Origin of the sequence: Methylobacillus gramineus (genome assembly GCF_020532675.1) — a bacterium.
Classification (GTDB): domain Bacteria; phylum Pseudomonadota; class Gammaproteobacteria; order Burkholderiales; family Methylophilaceae; genus Methylobacillus; species Methylobacillus gramineus.
Genome location: NZ_JAJAVE010000001.1, coordinates 1,434,412 through 1,453,463, shown reverse-complemented (window position 1 = coordinate 1,453,463; position 19,052 = coordinate 1,434,412). Strand labels below are relative to the sequence as shown.

Annotated in this window: 17 protein-coding genes; 9 read left to right on the top strand and 8 right to left on the bottom strand. The window is 50.0% G+C overall.

All coding sequences use genetic code 11. From position 1 onward, the window contains the following. Window positions 1-9 precede the first annotated feature (9 nt). The 4 genes from LG201_RS06735 to LG201_RS06720 all read left to right on the top strand — a co-directional run bounded on the left by LG201_RS06735 (window position 10) and on the right by LG201_RS06720 (window position 4,348). Window positions 10-1,107 carry a glycosyltransferase gene (locus LG201_RS06735; protein ID WP_226771390.1) on the top strand — a complete coding sequence of 366 codons (1,098 nt, stop codon included), beginning with the start codon at window positions 10-12 and terminating at the stop codon, window positions 1,105-1,107. 232 nt (window positions 1,108-1,339) lie between these two features. Beyond that, window positions 1,340-2,197 carry a glycosyltransferase family 9 protein gene (locus LG201_RS06730; RefSeq protein ID WP_226771389.1) on the top strand — a complete coding sequence of 286 codons (858 nt, stop codon included), beginning with the start codon at window positions 1,340-1,342 and terminating at the stop codon, window positions 2,195-2,197. 18 nt (window positions 2,198-2,215) lie between these two features. Further along, a complete protein-coding gene (locus LG201_RS06725) occupies window positions 2,216-3,268 on the top strand; it encodes a CgeB family protein (RefSeq protein WP_226771388.1) in 1,053 nt (350 codons plus the stop codon). Window positions 3,269-3,469: 201 nt separating this feature from the next. Then, the gene (locus tag LG201_RS06720; protein WP_226771387.1) at window positions 3,470-4,348 is read left to right on the top strand and encodes an FkbM family methyltransferase; all 879 of its coding nucleotides are present in this window, start codon (window positions 3,470-3,472) and stop codon (window positions 4,346-4,348) included. Between the two features lie 111 nt (window positions 4,349-4,459). Here LG201_RS06720 and LG201_RS06715 read toward each other — a convergent pair whose 3' ends face one another. The 8 genes from LG201_RS06715 to hrcA form a co-directional block, all read right to left on the bottom strand. Continuing rightward, entirely contained in the window at window positions 4,460-5,635 is a 1,176-nt protein-coding gene (locus LG201_RS06715) for a hypothetical protein (protein WP_226771386.1), read from the bottom strand. Next, the gene (locus tag LG201_RS06710; RefSeq protein WP_226771385.1) at window positions 5,636-6,781 is read right to left on the bottom strand and encodes a glycosyltransferase family 4 protein; all 1,146 of its coding nucleotides are present in this window, start codon (window positions 6,779-6,781) and stop codon (window positions 5,636-5,638) included. A gap of 10 nt (window positions 6,782-6,791) precedes the next feature. Further along, entirely contained in the window at window positions 6,792-7,847 is a 1,056-nt protein-coding gene (gene waaF, locus LG201_RS06705; RefSeq protein ID WP_226771384.1) for a lipopolysaccharide heptosyltransferase II, read from the bottom strand. A 3-nt stretch (window positions 7,848-7,850) separates the two neighbouring features. Further along, window positions 7,851-9,317, bottom strand: a complete 1,467-nt coding sequence (gene hldE, locus LG201_RS06700; RefSeq protein ID WP_226771383.1) for a bifunctional D-glycero-beta-D-manno-heptose-7-phosphate kinase/D-glycero-beta-D-manno-heptose 1-phosphate adenylyltransferase HldE — start codon at window positions 9,315-9,317, stop codon at window positions 7,851-7,853. Window positions 9,318-9,321: 4 nt separating this feature from the next. After that, window positions 9,322-9,885: a D-sedoheptulose 7-phosphate isomerase gene (locus LG201_RS06695; RefSeq protein ID WP_226771382.1), complete on the bottom strand. Its 564-nt coding sequence runs from the start codon at window positions 9,883-9,885 to the stop codon at window positions 9,322-9,324. 22 nt (window positions 9,886-9,907) lie between these two features. After that, window positions 9,908-10,888: an ADP-glyceromanno-heptose 6-epimerase gene (rfaD, locus tag LG201_RS06690; RefSeq protein WP_226771381.1), complete on the bottom strand. Its 981-nt coding sequence runs from the start codon at window positions 10,886-10,888 to the stop codon at window positions 9,908-9,910. Between the two features lie 174 nt (window positions 10,889-11,062). Next, window positions 11,063-12,097, bottom strand: a complete 1,035-nt coding sequence (gene hemH / locus LG201_RS06685) for a ferrochelatase (RefSeq protein ID WP_226771380.1) — start codon at window positions 12,095-12,097, stop codon at window positions 11,063-11,065. 50 nt (window positions 12,098-12,147) lie between these two features. Then, a complete protein-coding gene (gene hrcA, locus LG201_RS06680; RefSeq protein ID WP_226771379.1) occupies window positions 12,148-13,167 on the bottom strand; it encodes a heat-inducible transcriptional repressor HrcA in 1,020 nt (339 codons plus the stop codon). A gap of 214 nt (window positions 13,168-13,381) precedes the next feature. Here hrcA and LG201_RS06675 point away from each other — a divergent pair, with 214 nt between their 5' ends. The 5 genes from LG201_RS06675 to carA all read left to right on the top strand — a co-directional run bounded on the left by LG201_RS06675 (window position 13,382) and on the right by carA (window position 19,050). Then, window positions 13,382-14,245: an NAD kinase gene (locus LG201_RS06675; RefSeq protein ID WP_226771378.1), complete on the top strand. Its 864-nt coding sequence runs from the start codon at window positions 13,382-13,384 to the stop codon at window positions 14,243-14,245. A gap of 6 nt (window positions 14,246-14,251) precedes the next feature. Continuing rightward, complete coding sequence (recN, locus tag LG201_RS06670) at window positions 14,252-15,916, top strand: DNA repair protein RecN (protein WP_226771377.1); 1,665 nt, start codon at window positions 14,252-14,254, stop codon at window positions 15,914-15,916. A 259-nt stretch (window positions 15,917-16,175) separates the two neighbouring features. Continuing rightward, complete coding sequence (gene bamE, locus LG201_RS06665) at window positions 16,176-16,817, top strand: outer membrane protein assembly factor BamE (protein WP_319006039.1); 642 nt, start codon at window positions 16,176-16,178, stop codon at window positions 16,815-16,817. Window positions 16,818-16,898: 81 nt separating this feature from the next. Further along, on the top strand, window positions 16,899-17,702 hold the full coding sequence (gene dapB / locus LG201_RS06660) for a 4-hydroxy-tetrahydrodipicolinate reductase (RefSeq protein WP_226771375.1): 804 nt from the start codon (window positions 16,899-16,901) through the stop codon (window positions 17,700-17,702). A gap of 217 nt (window positions 17,703-17,919) precedes the next feature. Next, on the top strand, window positions 17,920-19,050 hold the full coding sequence (gene carA, locus LG201_RS06655; RefSeq protein WP_226771374.1) for a glutamine-hydrolyzing carbamoyl-phosphate synthase small subunit: 1,131 nt from the start codon (window positions 17,920-17,922) through the stop codon (window positions 19,048-19,050). Window positions 19,051-19,052: the final 2 nt, after the last annotated feature.

The following is a 19,052-nucleotide window of genomic DNA, read 5'->3' as shown; positions in this document are numbered from 1 at the left end:
GCCTTTCTCTTGGAAGTTCTACATATCTGCCATAGTTATTACCCGCCATTTCTCGACTGTGCACGTCAATATGCTGCTTTGTTTGCAGGGACTGCATACAGGGTTGTCACTGTATACCTCACTGGAAAGCCGGATCTCGAGGTTGAGAGGCAGAGTGGTTCAGATGAAGTGATTTTTCTAGGGTATACCAGCAAACAAGTACGTGGTCTCAAGCTTCGTGCCATTGCGGATATCCGCAAACTGGTGGCAAAGCATGATTTCAAGTTCTGTATTGCACATCGTGCAAAACCGACCTATGTGGCTTTGCTGGCCACGTCTTTGCCAGTGATCAGTGTTCACCATAATTATGGGGACTTTGGCCGAGTATCGCGCCGTTTGATGGTCAATCTATTTCGATCACGTCTTTTCATGCTGGCGGTCTCTAATTCCGTACGCGATGAGATTCGTTGTGATCTTGCTAGCTGGCCCCATGAGCGTATACAAACCTTGTACAACAGGATTGATGTAGAGGCCGTAAAGGGGACTCTGTTGACGAGGGAGGATGCCAGGCAGGTCTTGGATATCTCCTTAAATAGCTTCGTGATTGCCAATGTTGGCCGCTTACATTACGACAAGGATCAGGCGACCCTCATCCGCGGCTTTGCCAGTGCCTTGCCAGCATTACCTACTGACAGTCTTTTGCTGATTGTTGGTAAAGGACCCTTGGAGCATGTGCTCAAACAGTTGGTGAGAGAGCTTGGTATTACTCAACATGTACGTTTTACAGGCCAGATTGCCGATGCACGTCGATATTTCAGGGCGTTTGATATCTTTGCACTGACTTCAGATCATGAACCATTTGGGATGGTCTTGTTGGAAGCCATGGCTGCAAGTGTTTCCATTATCTGTAGTGAAAGTGGTGGAGGTGCTGAGGTGGTCCAGGATGTTGGCGTGACTTTTCCCTTGGGCAATGCTCCAGAGCTGGCTAAGGTAATCGTCAAGGCATCTCAGGAGCATTCTTTAATTGATAGATCTGTGGCCCAGACGATGCTGCATGAAAAGTTTTCGGATGAAGCAGCCAGGGCGGCATTCTGGCGTATAGGCTTTGTTAATTCATTATCTCAGTGAAGTATTGTCAATTTCCATTCATCATTAGTGTGTTGAATGACCACCATGATGGTGTTTTAGATTCAAGTTTGTAGGGGGTGATATGGATTTGGCCAGAATATCTCTGGTTTCTTTTGACTCTCTTGGAGATAGCCTGATTTATTTAATGATGGCTGAAAACCTGCATAGAAATGGATTTAATGTCACTTGCTACAGCAATGTGCTTGACCAGCTTTCAAGCTGGGTTCCCCATTTGAAGATCAAGCCGCATGTTTCATTTGATATGCTTGAGCCAGAGCTGGAGTCTTATGATTTAGTGTTGATGAGTCCTCCCATGGCCATTCGACAAAAGATGTCGGATGAGTATGTGCTGCAACATAGGGAAAAATGGGTGCTGATCTGTCAGAAAGCGCCCAAGAATTGGTATTTTGACCATACTGAGCGGTTAAATCGTACTTTACCGATAGCTGTGGCCCGGCAATTAACAAAGCTCGCAACTTGTGCAGGATCTATCGCATTCAAGAAATTTCCCAAGAGTACGGTGGTTGAAATTACCCAGGCTTATATGCGGGAAAGAATGGGGTTAAGCAATGTCGTGAAGGATGTTGCCCTGACGCCACCTGCCATGCTTTTGCACAGGCGTTTTGATAAGCGTGTCGTGATTAGCCCTGATTCTTCCGGACCCGAGAAAAAGAACTGGACGCCAGATTCTTTCCTCAAGCTCGCGAGAGTCATCAGGGAGCGTGGCTACGCTCCTGTAATTGTGGTTGCACCTTCTCATCACGAGGAGTGGGTAGGATTGGTCAATGGTGAGTTTGATGTTCCATTATTTCCAGGTATCAATCAGCTAGCTTCATTTATTTATGAGTCAGGTGCAGTTGTTGCTAACGATTCTGGTAATGGCCATTTGGCTTCATTCTTGAATGTTCCTATCCTGACTATTTATCGAAAACGCAACAAGAAATTTCATTGGCGGCCTGGATGGGGCAAGGGTGCTGTAGTTTGTCCTCTTGTGGTTTTACCTGGGAGAGATGGCGGAATATGGAAACCTTTCGTCACTCCTGCTCGTGTGCTTGCATCGCTTGAGCGCTTGTTAAAATCTCATCATTAAGCAGCGGAAAGATCAAAAATGGGTGCAAAGAAAAAATTACTGATCTTGGATGGCATTGCAGGTGTCCCTCTTGGGACAGAGATTGTGGAAACCTTGGCTGAATTGGATGTCGAGGCAACGTATCAAGATTGCAAGAGGCTCTCAACGATTCCATTGTATGGATTGCGGTCTGCTTACTCCAAGGCAATTCAAAAGCATGGGGAGACAGATAGTTTTTTCTATTTGCCACGCGCTGATGTAAAACAGCTAGAGCAATTGATTACCAGGGTGAAGCCTGACTACATTCTGGTGATTGGCTTTATTTACAAGTTCATCAATCCAGTGTTGCTGCAAAGTATCGCGCGGAAGCATAACGTTTCGTTGTTTCTATATGATACTGATAGTTGTAATTTATTTTCCAAGCGCAGAGAGTTTATCTTCTTCCTGGAAACTGAGTTGCCGGTGTATGACAAAGTATTTTCATTTTCCAGAGTAATGACAGATTTTTTCATTGAGACACGCCAACTAAAAGCTGTTTATCATCCTTATGGTGCCAAAGCCATTAATATTCCCCCTGTATCGACAGATCAAAAGGACGTACTGTTTGTAGGGAGTGCAGATCTCCGGCGAATCTTCTTGCTGGAAAGCATCAAGGAGAATGTGTCCATTTATGGTAGCCGTTGGGAGCGTAATGACGCCTTGATGTCCCAGAGACTAAAAGCATGTATCACGGATAAGTCGGTGTGGGGTGCTGAGCTGCACCAGCTGTTTGCTGACTCCAAGATTGTTCTCAATATCACCCGTTCCCAATTTTATGGGGCTGGCACTGGCATTAACTTGCGAATTTTTGAGGCCTTGGCAGCAGGTACCTTCCTGCTCACCGATTATTGTGACGAAGTGGCTGAATTATTCAAAGTAGGCAAAGAGCTGGAAACCTTCAAGAGCGCAGCTGAGCTGCAGGAGAAGGTGGATTACTACTTGAAGAATCCAGAGCAGCGTCTTGCTATTGCAAGGCAGGGGCAACAAGCCTTCCAGCAGCGCTTTACTTGGCGGACTCGAGTCCAGGCAATGTTAGAAGAGATGGCTGCTTAATATTGCCGAGCAAAAGCCCGACTCATTGTCAGGGCTGATGTTGCAGAAGTGCGTTCCTGCCTTTGAGCTATTATTTTACTGGCTTGCACACTACTGATCAGTATGGAATGCGGAAGTCAGACGGCTATAGTGACGATTGATTGAGTTACCATTGATGAATAACTTTTTTTGTGAAATTTAGTATCTATGTTGGAGATAGCAATGAGTCATTACACCCCAGTAACATTGAAAACAAAAAGGGGAAAGGTGCTGAATGCCTTTGAAGGTGATGCTATCACCCTGGAAATTCAGAGAAAAGGGGAGTATGACACCAATATTCTGAATTCGCTTTCTGAAGTGCTTGCCGTGATTAAGCCTGAGGTGAGTCTCGATATTGGAGCCAATATAGGGAATCATGCATTAATCATCGCTGACTTTTCGAAGCGGCTCATTGCATTTGAACCTGTGGATTTTATCTACCAGATACTTAAGACGAATCTGAATCAGAACCATGCTGTTCAGGTCGAGGCGGTAAATGTGGCATTATCGGATAGGGAGGGTCAGGCGGAAATTTTCATTCCAGACAATGCTAACCTTGGCTCTTCCTCCCTGGAAAATTTTAGTGGTTCTGGCAGAAGGTTGGAGATTAATAGTCTGATTGGGGATCAGTTTTTAGCACAGCACTATGTTGGACAAGTCGACTTTATCAAGATGGATGTTGAAGGGCATGAGGTTCCTGCTCTGACCGGCTTGGAAGAAACCATCAAAACGCATCAACCACTATTACTGCTTGAATATAATAATAAGACCACAATGGATGGATTCCAGGATAAAGAATTATTCACTGGTTTATTTGCAGGCTATACCGTTTTCTCCATTATGACCGCCAATAGCAAGAAAATTCATGGTCAAGGAATAGTGGGATTTTTCAAGCGAATTTACTATAAATACTTTGCAAAAAACTGGGTGTTATCCAGCTTTAACCCTAATCTTCGGTATTCCAATATTTACTTGGTGCCTGCGAGATACATGCCTTTTTTTGAGCAGTTTTGCTTTATGCCTGCGTATGATACTACCCATCAGAAACAGGCAGGCAAGTAAGTCATTTGTTGCATGGTTAATCCAGCGAAATGAGTTATATCACTTAATATTGCGTATGACGTTTCCATTTCGTATCAGTGATGAAGGAAGCCTAATTTCCAATTTTATGGATCATGCTTCTGCACTTTTTGATAAGCGTGAGTGATGTAGTTGTTGAGCAATCAGCAGAGCAAGCGGTAAATGAAATACTAGCCATCTTTGGCTGGGACTATGTACCAGGCTACTTCCATCAAAACATAGTCCTAGAACACCTACAATAAAATACCAGGCAGCCCAAGATTTTGCCTGATAACCTCGAACTCCGGCCCAGAATGTGAGGGCGAGTAAGGGTAGTAAGCCAATTAGCCCTGCTTTGTAGAATTGGGTCACATAAATACTGTGAGGATGTATCATGGTATTGCCATCACGGGATATGTACTGGAAGTCATGATCTGGTCCGCAGCCAAGCCAGAAGCCACAGCGCAACGTTTCACTGATGTAGCCCCACCAGATTTCCGGACGATAGAAGTTACGGGCTAGCAAATTTTCGCCTATAGAGGTGAAAGCCAGTAAGTACGCTATACCCATGCTCGCAACTAGGCTAGCGCTTATAATCCAGAGTGTATGTTTGTGTTTGCCTGGGCTATGGCGTTGAACTGCAAAATAGGTAAGTAGCAGTGTCGCAACCCAGATGCCGATGATACTTCTAGTTTGCAATATAGTGAGGGATAAAAACAATACTAGGCCATGGGCAAGGAGTACCGAGCGGTATTTCTTCGCCCGTATGCCAAGTAAGGTAATAATGGCCAGCATGCCCCCCATCGTATTGGTGACATAGATCACATTCTCCAGCTTGGCTTCCAGTTCGCCTAAACGTGCACCCGGCAGCCAAATACCCTGATGATATTGCCAGGCCATATTAAAGATCACGTAGGGAATGATTAGTCCTAGGTAACTCCAGGCAGCGCGGTAGGCGATTCTATCGCTGATGGCAGGTAATCTGGCGACGGCGATGAAGAAGAGAATGACGATTAGGCCGAATTTGACCTGACGTAATGGATCTCCATCTCCTGTTGATGCAGCCAGTACCAGGCTCAGGATGACAAGCACCAGCCCTTGTGCAAGCCTGTTACTGAAAAACTGTTTGACCTCGCTATACTGTAATGAGATCAATGTAGGAACTAGTAGTATCAGGTAGCTGATATTGTTATGAGCTTGAGAGTCTGTAATGATCAAGAAACTGATCATCCATGCACTGACAGCATATAGTGCAAAAGTAGGGCTGCGGAGGAACTGGAAAAGCTGCATTTATAGATTCACTTCTTTCAACTTATTTTCAATTAATTTGCGATAGCTTGATCGATAGGCTTCTATGCTGTGATGGGTAGACAGAAAATCGTATGCTTGTTCACCTTTAGCTCGCAAGCTTTCACGATCCAGAGCTAGGTATTGTCTTAATGCATTCGTAAGTCCCATTACATCTTTGGCTGGAACAGCAAGGCCTCCTGCCCCCAAGATCATGTCGCGCATTTCCGGAATGTCAGACGCAATAATCGGTAGGTGTCCACTGATGCCTTCCATCAAGGCCAGTGGTAGTCCCTCTTTTAACGAGGGCATGGCCCATATGTCAAATGCTCGGACGTATTGCAAAGCATTTTCTCTGAATCCAAGTAGGTGAACTCGGCCTTGCAAGCCCAAAGAATTGATTTGTTGTCTCAAATTCTGCTCTTCTGGCCCTTTGCCTATAATGCCAATATGCGCATCGGGAAACTCATGCTTAAGATTGGCTAATGCCGATATCAAATAGCGATGGCCTTTACGTGCAAATAACTGGCCTATTGCACCGATAATGAGTTTATCTTCTGGTAATCCGAGAGCTGACCTAGCGCTAAGGCTATTCAGTTGAGAAGTTTCAGATTTTGCAATATCAATTGCATTTGGAATGGCTTGGGTATTGCGAGTGGTAAATCCCATACCATAGCTTATCAGCCATTCTTTTACTGCGTCTGACACCCCAACAAAACGCCAGTGCTTGTCAGCTAGTAACTTGATCTGCCAGCGTCGATATGGTCTTCTGTATTCATCCATCACATGTGAAATGCCTATACAGAGTGGCGCTTTGAGTAATTTGTTGAGCTGAAGCATCAGGCTGACGATTTTGAAGCGGTGGCAGATAATGACGTCAAACTGATGTTGTTTACAGAATTGATAGAGTTTGAGGAGGACTTTAATCCTTAATCCACTCATGTCGGATTCTTTACAATCCAAAAATTCGACATGTTCAGCGATACTCAGAGCCTGTTCAGGTTTAGGTCTGCCATAAATATAGGCTGAGGTAACCTCATATTGGTTGGAGGGTAGAGATTTAACAATTTGTTCAGCCAGGTCTGATATATCGCTAGACTTGACGTTATATTCAGGCTGAATTTGTAATACTTTAATGCGTCTGGACATAAGGAAGTATCTAAACTTTGTGCGTGTGTGTGGTAAGTAGAGATTTGCTGGAGAATAGATGTTGAGAAATAGTCACTGGCTTGATGAGCCTTAAACAGTTCAAATGTCCGAGCGGGCATTCTCTTTCAAAGCAGGGGCTACATTCCAGCCCCAAATATTCCACTACTGCCTGTGCGCTCATGGGCGGAGTATGGTGCGGATCAGAGGAGCCGTAAATTGCGATGAGCTTCTTGTCCAGCGCTGCTGCGATGTGCATCAAGCCAGAGTCATTGCTGATGACGGCACTGCATAGCGACATGATATCAATGGCTTCGCCTAGCTTGGTTTTGCCTCCAAGGTTCAGACATTGCATGTTGGCGAGCTGGTTGATCTGGTTCGTGACAGGAATATCTTTTTCCGAGCCAAATAGCCATACCTGCCAGCCTTTTTCCAAGGCTGCCCTGGCTACCTCTGCGTAGTATTCAGCAGGCCAGCGCTTGGCTTCACCGTATTCTGCCCCAGGGCAGAGTCCTAATACCGGTTGTGTTGGCAGTGCATGCCCCAGTTTTTCTAGTGCCTGTGTGGCGTTTTCTGGATCTGCCTGCAGGCTGGGGTGGGGAATGTGCTCGGGTAAAAGCATATCGTCTGGCAAGCCCAGTGCAACAAAGCGATCTACCGTTCTAGGTAAGCGGTTTTTGTCGAGAGGGCGGATATCATTGAGCAGGCCATATCGATACTCACCTAAAAAACCGGTGCGCCTAGCAATGCCGGAGGCTGCAGGCAATACGGCCGATTTGAGTGAGTTGGTGAGCATGATGGACTGCGTATAATGACGCTGCTTCAGGCTGTTACCAAAGCGTATACGTTCACCCAGCGCCAACTGACCATGCTTGAAGGGCAGGGCAATGCCAGCGTTGACCTCAGGCATGCGCTCCAGCAAGGGCAGGGTCCAGGCTGGAGCAGCTACATCGATTTCGCAATCCGGGTTACGGATTTTCAGGGTTTTGAATAAGCTTTGTGCCAGCACCATATCGCCTACCCAGGACGGGCCCATGACGAGGATTTTCTCAGTGATGGGAACGGCCATGTTTCAAGAAGCCAGTTTCTGGATAATGTTGCTGGTACTGCGGCCGGGTACCACGTCAATCAAGGCAATCTTGCCACCCCAGGATTTTACTTCCGAGCCACCGACTACTTGGTCTTCCGTGTAATCACTGCCCTTGACGATGACATCTGGGCGAATCGCATTGATCAATTGTAGGGGGGTATCTTCATCAAACAGGATCACCGCATCTACAGATTCCAGCGCGGCGAGTACCCGGGCACGATCCGCTTCATGGATAACAGGTCGGGTTGGCCCCTTGAGTGCACTGACTGATCGATCGGTATTGAGCCCCAGCACCAGTCTGTCACCAGTCTTGCGTGCAGCCTCCAGATAGGTGACATGGCCTGCATGCAGCAGATCAAAGCAGCCATTGGTGAATACAATCCGCTCACCATTGCTACGCCAGGATTGGACGCGAGCCAGCAAGGTATCTTTGTTACACACTTTATCCGCCTGCACAGCGGATTGCTGCGATAGTAGCTCCGTGAGCAGGTAATCGCGGGTAATGGGGACGGTGCCTACCTTGCCGACGACGATCCCGGCGGCAATGTTGGCCAGTTCCAGTGAAGCGTGCAGGTTAAGGCCATGGGCGAGGCCAGCGGTCAGGGTGGAAATGACGGTATCCCCAGCCCCGGATACGTCATAGACCTGGCGTGCCGTGGCGGGCAAATGGGCTGTGCCAGTGTCGTCGATGACGCTGATACCTTCCTCGCCTCGGGTGACCGCGAGAAACTCAAGTTTCAGGCTGTCGCGTAAGCGAGCAGCGGCTGCCAGCAGTAGCGGGTTATCGTTGATGTCGGTCGCGCAAGCCTCTGCGGTTTCTCGTTTATTTGGTGTGAGCCCGGTTGCACCATGGTATTTGCTGTAATCCTTGCCCTTGGGGTCTACCAATACCGGGATGCCGGACTCAATGGCCTGGCTGATGATGGCCTGACAGAGTTCGGTGCTGAGCACGCCCTTGGCGTAGTCAGACAGAATGATGGCCGCAGGTTTCTCTTGCAGGGCTTTTGTTACCAACAGCTGCAGGCCAGTATTTTCCTCTGCTTTAAAAGCACCAGCGTCTTCCTGGTCCAGCCGCATCATTTGCTGATGGCCGCCCAGGATGCGGGTTTTGGTGATGGTTGGGCGCAGGGAGCTCTTGTAGATATAGTCGGTATTGATACCGATGTTTTTCATCAAGCTCAGCAGGTCTGCCGCTTCTGCATCTTCACCTATACAGCCAGCAATACGCGTTGGTATGCCAAGCAGGGCAAGGTTGGCGGCTACATTGGCGGCCCCACCAGCCCGTTCATCCTGGTGCTTGAGCAAGACCACAGGGACGGGGGCTTCGGGTGAGATGCGTTGCACGTCACCAAATAAATAGCGATCCAGCATCAAATCGCCCACGACCAATATCCATACATCATCGTGGCCAAAACGGTGACGGACGGTTTCAATGAGTTGCTCACGCATAGTGCTAGTCAGCTTCCACCAAGTCACACAGGCTATGGCCGATCAGGATATGGGCTTCTTGTATGCGAGGCGTATCGCTGGATGGCATGATCAAGTTAAAGTCGCACAGTTCTGCCAGTTTGCCGCCACTGCCACCCGTCATGCTCACCGTGATGGCGCCGATCTCGCGAGCGGTTTCTATTGCGCGGACCACGTTCTTGCTATTGCCGGAAGTGGAGAAACCGATCACCAGATCCGCAGGAGTGCACAGGGCTTCTACCTGGCGAGAAAAGATGAAGTCAAATCCGTAGTCATTGCCGACGGAGGTGAGGATGGAGGTGTCGGTTGTGAGCGCGATTGCAGGCAGGCCACGGCGCTCTTTCTTGTAGCGTCCGACGATTTCAGCAGCAATGTGCTGGCTGTCGGCGGCGCTGCCACCATTGCCCATGAGCAGTATCTTGCCACCACGCGCCAGGCAGGCGCGCATCTCCTGGGCCACTTGTGCGATGGTCGGCAACAAGGGTTCCAGTGCAGCGATGACGGCCTGATGTTCGGCAAATGCTTGTCTTAATGTGTCGACAGGGGTCATGTCGATTCCTTCTTTAATCGGTTCAGCAATAGGGGTCAGCTTGCATCAGGTAATTCTGCACGTAATCCCGTACCCCCTCTTCCAGGCTATGGAATGGTTGGGTGTAGCCGGTGTTACGCAGTTTCTGCATGCTGGCCTCGGTAAAGTATTGATACTTGCCAAGCAAGTCTTGAGGCATATCAATATAGTCAATGGAGGGTTGCTTGCCCATGCTGGTCATGACGGAGGTTGCCAGATCCTTGAAAGCCCGCGCTTGACCAGTGCCAATATTGAAAATACCTGAATGTTGGGGCTGATCCAGGAAGTGGGCGATGACGGCAGCCGCATCCTTGACGTACACAAAATCGCGCAATTGCATGCCATCTTCAAAGCCTGCTTTATGGCTCTTGAACAGTTTCACTGTGCCGTTGTCACGGAACTGGTTGAATGTGTGAAAGGCAACGCTAGCCATGCGTTCCTTGTGGTACTCATTGGGGCCGTATACGTTGAAAAACTTGAATCCACACCATTGAGGCGGGGTTGGATTGCCTTCTGCTGCCTGGCGCAAAGCCCATTGATCAAAAAACTGCTTGGAATAGCCGTAACCATTCAGGGGACGTAACTGGTCAACCGCTGACTCATCATCTTCATAACCCAGCTCGCCACCGCCGTAAGTGGCGGCAGAGCTGGCATAGAGGAATGGGATCTGATGCTCAGCACACCAGCTCCATAACATCTGGCTATAGCGGATGTTGTCCTGAACCAGCTTGTTGAAATCACGCTCGGTGGTGGCGCTGATGGCGCCCATGTGGATGATGGCATCAATATTGCCGGTTTTGGGTAGCCAGTCGAACAGTTCATCCTTGTCCAGATAGTTTGCATAACGCCTGTGACAAAGGTTCTGCCATTGCTCAGGATGTGCAAGGCGATCTACGATCACGATATCGTCGCGTTGCAGCACGGTATTGAGGTGCCAGGCAATCATGCTACCTATCATGCCTGCGCCACCGGTAATGACTATCATCTGGGAGATCCGTTTCTAGCTAATAGAGAATTATAACAAAAGCTGGGCTGGTCCGTACTGTGAGGCGGTTAACAAAACCTGGTGATCAGCCTTGCCATTTTTTGTATGACGAAAGACTGTGTGTTTCGCAGCAGGATTGCATCAGCACAGGGCCAGTCTTCTTTTGTGACGCCTTTACTTTTGCTTCACCCATCCTTGAAGATTATCCAGGGCAATAGTGCACATGGCGTTGATCCAGGTGTCGCGGTCGTTCAATGCGGGAATGTAGTGATACTCACCACCGCCAGCTTCAAGGAATATGGTCTTGCCTTCCATGGCAATTTCTTCCAGAGTTTCCAGGCAGTCACTGGAGAAGCCAGGACATACCACATCCACCCGTCCTGTTTTCTGCTTACCTAACTCTTCCACAGTCGGGGCAAAGTAAGGTTGCAACCACTCGGCAGCACCAAAGCGGGATTGAAAACAGATCAGGTATTGCTCAGGGTTAAGTTGCAATGCTTCGGCCAACAGCTTGCCTGTGGTCTGGCATTGATAGTAATAGGGGTCACCCAGGTCTCGGGTGCGACGTGGTACGCCATGGAAGCTCATCAGTAATGTATCGGGTTTGCCATGTTCCACCCAATGCAGGCGAATGCTTTCAGCCAGTGCAGCGATATAGGCGGGGTGATCATGATAGTCACGAATAGTACGGATTGCCGGCATGTTGCGTGTGCGTATCAGGGTGCGCATGGCCTCATCAATAGCCGAGGCGCTGCTGCTGGCAGCGTATTGGGGATATAGCGGAAACAACAAAATGCGGTTGCAGTTCTTGGCCTTGAGGGCGGCAATTGCTGATGCCGTAGAAGGGTTGCCATAGCGCATGCCCAGCTCTACTGCATAAGGCGAGGCAATACGTTCGGTCAAGTAACCTTCCAGCAGTCTTGCCTGCTTTTTGCTGTTGACCATCAGGGGTGAGCCTTCGCTTTGCCAGATTTGCGCGTACTTATGGGCTGACTGTTTAGGGCGCAGTACCAAAATGACACAGTTGAGAATAAACCACCAAATGATTCTCGGAATCTCAATGACGCGTCGGTCACTCAAGAACTGCCTGAGATAAGGCCGTAATCCCTTGGCAGTTGGTTCATCAGGGGTGCCTAGATTCATGACAAGAATACCGGTACGTTCAGGCTCTTGCTCAGTAATGACAGGTTCTTTAATGTAAAAAGACATCAGATCTCCGGTGCCGTTGGCTGGTGGTCTCTGCTAGTGAGAAATGGAACCTAGCTGTTGGAAAGTGCATTGGACAGCAGTTTTGCGGTGATATCGACAATCGGGATCACACGTTCATAGGCCATGCGGGTCGGGCCGATCACTCCCAAAGTACCCACCGTCTGTCCATTGGCTTCGTAAGGAGCGGTAATCATGCTGCATTCATCCAGTGGCAGATAGCCTGACTCACCGCCGATGAATATCTGTACACCTTCGGCTTTTTGACTGTTGTCCAGCAACTGCATGAGGGAGGTGCGACGCTCAAAAATATCGAACAGCTTGCGTAGCGAGCTGACGTTGGTGGACAGGTCATGTACGTCCAGCAAGTTGCGCTCTCCAGCAATCACCATACCATCTTTACTATTGCTCACAGTTTTGCTGCTGGCTTCCAAGGCCGCAGCCATCAGGCGTGACATATCGGATTGCACTTGCTGTAGTTCTTCATGCAGTTTTTGTTTGACCTGGTCAAACGTGCTGCCAGCGTAGTTCTGATTGAAGAAATTACTGGCCTGGGTGAGTTCTGCCGCGGTATACGGTTTTTCTGCCAGAATAATGCGGTTTTGCACTGTGCCGTCGGAGGTGACAATGATCACCAGGATGCGTTTTTCCGACAAAGGGAGAAATTCCAGGTGGCGGAAGGCAATGCTTTGCCGCTTGGGAATCATCACCAGACCGGCAAACCTGGTTAAGTTCGATAACAATGATGCCGCAGCATTGATGAGTTCCTGCGGGTCGGGTGAGGACAGCTCACTCTGCAGGCGGCGTATTTCCTGGGAGTGCAAAGGCTGCACAGTCAACAATGAATCGACGAATAGCCGATAGCCTCGCTGGGTGGGGATGCGGCCAGCCGACGTGTGCGGGCTGGCGATAAATCCATGCTCTTCAAGCTCCGACATGATGTTGCGGATGGTCGCTGGGCTCAGGTCAAGCCCTGATGCCATGGAAAGTGTGCGTGAGCCAACAGGTTGACCGTCACTGATGTAATGGTCAATCAGGGTTTTCAGCAATATCTGTGCGCGTTTTTCTAGCATGTGGTCATGATATTGGGGTTGGCCGCGTGAATTCAATCATTGTTTGGGTATCACCCGCCATGGTGTTCATGGTTGGCAGAAAATTATCCGATACCCGTCACATGCACGCAATCAATATATTCATGAAATGAGGATTCGTCCAAATATGGCAATGTGGTACATGACGCTCGCGTGAGGGTTTTATGCGCCCGCCTTCTATGATCTAATGCCAGCCATGAAAAGCGCATTCCAGACTGTCGCCCTCATAGGCAAATACATGAACCCGGAAACCCGGGAGCAGATATTGACCCTGGCCGGATTTCTTGCTGAACGGCAGGTCGGTATTTTCATTGAGGAAAAGACCGCAGAGCATTCGGACATCAAGGGATACACAACGCTTAAACTGAGTGCCATAGGAGCGTATGCTGATCTTGCCATTGTGCTGGGTGGGGATGGCACCATGTTGACGGTGGCAAGAGCGTTGGTGGATTATCAAATTCCGCTGGTGGGTGTCAACCGCGGGCGCTTTGGTTTCCTTACTGATATCAATTCTGATCATATGCTGGAGAGCGTGACCCAGATTCTGGGTGGTGAATTCCAGACCGAGCAGCGCATTCTGCTGGAAGCTTCCATTGTGCGGGATGGCAAGGTGATCAGCCAGGGCTATGCGCTGAATGATGTAGTGGTAAACAAGAATGGCTTGGCCCGCCTGATTGAGCTTGAGATTCATATAGACAAGGCGTTTGTGCAGAAGCAGCGCTCTGATGGCCTGATTGTGGCAACACCCACAGGCACAACCGCTTATTCGCTGTCAGCGGGAGGGCCCATTCTGCATCCCACGCTGGATGCGATTGCCCTGGTGCCTATTTGCCCACACACGCTGAGTAACCGGCCGATCGCTATTAATAGTGCGAGTCAGGTGGAGATTCACATCGTACATGCGGAAGAAGCCAGCGTGCACCTCGATGGTCAGATGCAAATGGCCCTGCAGCCTGGCGATAGAGTACATGTCCAGCGTGCAAAAAACACCATCACCCTGCTGCATCCGCCAGGGCACAACCATTACGACGTCTTACGCGAAAAGCTGCACTGGGGTTGATGAACTATGCTGCAAACTCTTTCTATCCGTGATTTTGTAATTGTCGACTCGCTGGAGTTGGACTTTGACTCCGGCTTTACCGTGCTCACCGGTGAAACGGGGGCTGGGAAATCCATATTGATTGATGCCCTCTCACTGGTGCTGGGCGCTCGCGGAGAGGGAGGTATTACCCGTGCGGGCACTGAAAAGGCGGAGATTAATGCCGTATTCGATATTGCCGCCTTGCCCGGTTTGCATGCCTGGTTGCATGACAATGAAATTAGCCTGGATGAGTCGCAGTTATTATTACGCCGGGTAATTTATGCTGATGGGCGATCACGAGCCTTTGTAAATGGCTCCGCTGCTACCGTGCAACAATTGCGCGAAATCGGCGAGTTTCTGGTCGATATCTATAGCCAGCATGCGCACCATTCCTTGCTGAAGTCCGCCTATCAGCGCCAGGTGCTCGATGATTATGCAGGCTTGAGTGGGTTGGCGGCAGATGTGGCAACAGCTTATCAGGATTGGCAAGTCATCTATCGCAAGCGCATTGATGCGGAGCGCAATGCTGCCGCATATGCCAATGAGCTGGCAGAGCTGAGAGATCAGGTGCGTGAGCTGGCTGATTTGGCTCCATCCGCAGAGGAGTGGGAGCCTTTACAGCAGGAGCATCTAAAACTCTCGCATGGTGCCAGCATCCTGGCTGGCGGTGAAGAGTGCCGAGAGTTATTGAGTGAGGGCGAGCTGGCCGCAGTCAGGCAGTTGAGCCGGGTGCAACATAAGCTGCATGAGCTGCGAGAGTACGATAGTGGTTTGCAGGAGGCGCTAGATACGCTGGATAACGCACTGATCCAGCTTGAGGAAACGGATCGTTTCCTCAATCGTTATCTTCAGCGTGCTGACCTGGATCCTGAGCGCCTAGCAGAAGTCGAGGCGCGTATTCATGCGCTGCATGGCGTTGCCCGCAAGTATCGGGTGCGCCCAGAAGAGCTTGCCGAGTTGCTGGTCGGCTGGCAAGCGCGCATGGCAGAGTTGGAAGGGGTTGGGGATAATGGTTTGCTGGCGCAGGAAGAAGCGACTGCCAAGCATCATTACAGTGAGTATTCCCGGCAACTGAGCGCAGGTCGTCAGCGCGCATCCATAGAGCTTAGTGCGAGTATTACCGAGGAAATGCAACGCCTTTCGCTCGGTGGTGGCAGGTTTGAGGTGGCCTTGGTAGAACAGGCACCTGCAGCGCATGGTAATGAACTGGTTGAGTTCCTGGTAGCAGGTCATGCCGGTGTGGCACCTAGGCCACTCTCCAAAGTGGCATCTGGGGGCGAGTTGTCACGTATCAGTCTGGCGATTCGCGTGGTGACCGCCCAGCAAGGCGATATCCCGACCATGATTTTTGATGAGGTGGATGTCGGCATTGGTGGGGGTGTGGCTGAAGTGGTTGGCTTGTTATTGAAAACGCTGGGAGTGCGGCGCCAGGTGCTTGTCATTACACACTTGCCGCAAGTGGCCGCACAAGGCAGGCAGCACTTGCGCGTCAGTAAAAGTCTGGTTGATGGCCAGACTCTGAGCCATATTGCCGCAATGGATCAGTTAGAACGTGTCGAGGAAATCTCGCGCATGCTGGGCGGAGTTGAAATTACAGACACGACACGCCAGCATGCGACAGAAATGTTGGCCGCGGGAGCTGCTGCTTAGTAGGCGCGTGACTTGGCAGTAATTTACCGACTGATATCATGCCGAGGCATTGTCAATGCTGCAGGGTTGCGCATATTTTCACGACTGAGATGGGGAGTTATTCGGTGGCGGGTGAGTGTCATGGTATATTAACGCCATTTCTTGCCAAAGCTATGGTCTGATGCGTCATATAATTCTTTTAACTGCGCTATTGTGCGTGGCCTGCAATTCAGCTCTGCCCTCTTTTAAACCTTACCGAATGGACATTCAGCAGGGCAATGTGGTGACATCCAAAATGATGTTGCAACTGCGTCCTGGCATGACCAAGTCCCAAGTGAGGTTCATCATGGGGACGCCTTTGATCCAGGATAGTTTCCATAAGAATCGCTGGGATTATTTTTACCAGATGCGCAAAGCTGGGCAGATAATTGAGCAGCGCCGAGTCATTCTGGAGTTTGATAATGATGCGCTGAAGAGCGTGCGTGGTGATGTGATTCCCGCTGCTCCTGGTGAAACATCGATTGAGGCTCCGCCAGCCGCGCCTATTAGTGTTGAGCCGAAAGCCCCCGAGAAAAAGGGTGGCCTGCTCGATACATTGATGTTCTGGAAGAGCGATGAGAAAAAAGCCGAAGAAGCAGCTCAAAAACCTGCGCCAGAGCCTGCAAAACCAACCACGGTATTGAGTAAGGATAGTGCCAGCGAGCCGACCAAGGTAGTGCCGGAGTTAATTGCTCCTGCAGGGAGTGACAGTCCGGCTGTGCCAGCGAAGCCTTCCTCTGCTGGTAAGCCAGTGCCCGCTCCTGCAAAGCAAGGTTCCAATCAGGCTAAACCAGCGCCAGCAGATGAGGTGGATGAAGATGACTTGCCACCTGAAGATGAGCCTGGGTATTTTGAGCGCATGCTGGAAAAAATAGGGTTTTAATGTTGTTTCCAAGAGTTAAGTCATTTGGTTTGTCGCTGACTTAACTCAAGTATTTATCACACTTGAAGAATATAGTCTGAAATGCAAAAGATAGTGATTGCCGGATGCTCCGGTCGCATGGGTCATGCCTTGCTGGAAGGTGTGTTTGAGGATGCAGAGTTGGTGCTGCATGGTGCTTTGGATCGAGCAGACAGCGTGCAGATCGGTCGCGATGCCGGAGAACAGTTTGGCCGAGTCAGTGGCGTCAAGATCAGTGCTGATGTGCATGCTGCCATTCAGGGTGCTGATGTGCTGGTTGACTTTACCCGTCCTGAGCCTAGTCTGGAATATGTCGCTGCCTGTCGCCAGGCAGGCGTCAAGCTTGTTATTGGTACTACAGGATTTACTGCAGAGCAGAAACAGCAGATAGAGCGCGCAGCTAAAGACGTCGCTATCGTATTCGCGCCCAATATGAGTGTGGGAGTGACCTTGTTGATTAACCTGGTGCAATCGGCGGCCAAAGTGCTGGCAGAGGGTTACGATGTGGAGATCATAGAAGCTCACCATCGGTATAAGGTGGATGCGCCATCGGGTACGGCATTGCGATTGGGTGAGGCGGCTGCTTCAGCATTGGGTCGTAACCTGGATGAGTGTGCAGTGTATGGTCGCGAGGGCGTTACCGGCGAGCGTGATGCCAATACCATTGGATTCGCGACGGTGCGTGGCGGGGATGTGGTCGGTGATCACACGGTATTGTTCGCCGGGACAGGTGAGCGTGTCGAGTTGACGCACAAGGCATCCAGCCGTGCCACTTTTGCCTTGGGTGCCTTGCGTGCAGGTAAATTCCTCGCGACCAAGCAATCCGGGCTTTATGACATGCAGGATGTACTGGGTTTGCGCAACTAGGTCCTGTCAGCGTTTTACGCTTCGGCAATAGGTGTTCAAGGCATTGTTCTTCAGGGGCATTGCCAAAAATTCTTGAAGAGCGCGTTGAAGAGCGGGGCGCTTTGAGCTATAATTTCACAAAATTCAAGCGGGATGAGCGGTTGCTCGTCCCGCTTTGCACATCCGCTTTCCGTGCTTGTAGTGGCGCGGAATATCAAACAGTTACAAGGAGTTAGAATTGCCACAAACCCCAGCCGTACTTGTGCTCGCAGACGGGACAGTGTTCAGGGGCATTTCAATTGGTGCCTTGGGACAGACCGTAGGTGAGGTGGTGTTCAATACCTCCATTACCGGTTACCAGGAAATTCTGACCGACCCTTCCTATACCAAGCAAATCGTCACGCTGACCTATCCGCATATCGGCAATGTTGGTGTTAACCGGGAAGATGTCGAGTCGGATCGTGTATATGCCAGTGGTCTCGTGATTCGCGACCTGCCGCTCATCGACAGTAACTGGCGCAGTGAACAGAGCTTGTCCGAATATCTTGCTGAAAATAATGTTGTTGCGATTGCCGACATTGATACGCGCAAGCTGACGCGTATTTTGCGTGAAAAAGGCGCACAGGCAGGCTGTATTATCGCCGGTGAGCTGGATGAAGCGCAGGCGCTGGAATTGGCGCGTAGCTTCCCTGGTCTTGCTGGCATGGACTTGGCCAAGGTGGTGAGTCGTAAAGAGGCGGGTACTTTTGAGTCTGGCGAGTGGAAGCTTGAATCCGGCTACGATCAGCCAGGCGTATCCACATTCAATGTGGTCGCCTTCGACTATGGTGTTAAACACAACATCCTGCGGATGCTGGTCGAGCGCGGCTGTAAAGTCACCATTCTTCCGGCACAAGCAACGGCTGAACAAGCACTGGCTTTAAAGCCGGATGGCATTTTCCTCTCCAATGGTCCAGGTGATCCTGAACCATGCGATTACGCGATCAGCGCGATCAACACCCTGGTGGAAACCGGTATCCCCGTATTTGGCATCTGTCTTGGCCACCAGTTACTGGCGTTGGCCAGCGGTGCCAAGACCGTCAAAATGAAGTTTGGGCATCATGGTGCCAACCACCCGGTGCAGGATGTGGAAGATAAGCGAGTCTTCATTACCAGTCAGAATCATGGTTTTGCGGTCGATCCTGATAGTTTGCCTGCCAACGTCAAGACCACGCATGTTTCCCTGTTTGACGGCAGCCTGCAAGGCATTACCCGTACCGACAAACCTGCTTTTAGCTTCCAGGGTCACCCTGAAGCGAGCCCCGGCCCGAATGAGATGAGCTATCTATTTGACCGCTTCATCAACTTGATGGAACAGCACAAGCAATAAAA

Excerpts from the sequence above, each read along its gene's own strand:
- LG201_RS06725 (WP_226771388.1), top strand. The coding sequence starts at position 2,216 with ATGGGTGCAAAGAAAAAATTACTGATCTTGGATGGCATTGCAGGTGTC.
- LG201_RS06720 (WP_226771387.1), top strand. The coding sequence starts at position 3,470 with ATGAGTCATTACACCCCAGTAACATTGAAAACAAAAAGGGGAAAGGTG.
- LG201_RS06715 (WP_226771386.1), bottom strand. The coding sequence starts at position 5,635 with ATGCAGCTTTTCCAGTTCCTCCGCAGCCCTACTTTTGCACTATATGCT.
- LG201_RS06710 (WP_226771385.1), bottom strand. The coding sequence starts at position 6,781 with ATGTCCAGACGCATTAAAGTATTACAAATTCAGCCTGAATATAACGTC.
- waaF (WP_226771384.1), bottom strand. The coding sequence starts at position 7,847 with ATGGCCGTTCCCATCACTGAGAAAATCCTCGTCATGGGCCCGTCCTGG.
- hldE (WP_226771383.1), bottom strand. The coding sequence starts at position 9,317 with ATGCGTGAGCAACTCATTGAAACCGTCCGTCACCGTTTTGGCCACGAT.
- LG201_RS06695 (WP_226771382.1), bottom strand. The coding sequence starts at position 9,885 with ATGACCCCTGTCGACACATTAAGACAAGCATTTGCCGAACATCAGGCC.
- rfaD (WP_226771381.1), bottom strand. The coding sequence starts at position 10,888 with ATGATAGTCATTACCGGTGGCGCAGGCATGATAGGTAGCATGATTGCC.
- hemH (WP_226771380.1), bottom strand. The coding sequence starts at position 12,097 with ATGTCTTTTTACATTAAAGAACCTGTCATTACTGAGCAAGAGCCTGAA.
- hrcA (WP_226771379.1), bottom strand. The coding sequence starts at position 13,167 with ATGCTAGAAAAACGCGCACAGATATTGCTGAAAACCCTGATTGACCAT.
- LG201_RS06675 (WP_226771378.1), top strand. The coding sequence starts at position 13,382 with ATGAAAAGCGCATTCCAGACTGTCGCCCTCATAGGCAAATACATGAAC.
- recN (WP_226771377.1), top strand. The coding sequence starts at position 14,252 with ATGCTGCAAACTCTTTCTATCCGTGATTTTGTAATTGTCGACTCGCTG.
- dapB (WP_226771375.1), top strand. The coding sequence starts at position 16,899 with ATGCAAAAGATAGTGATTGCCGGATGCTCCGGTCGCATGGGTCATGCC.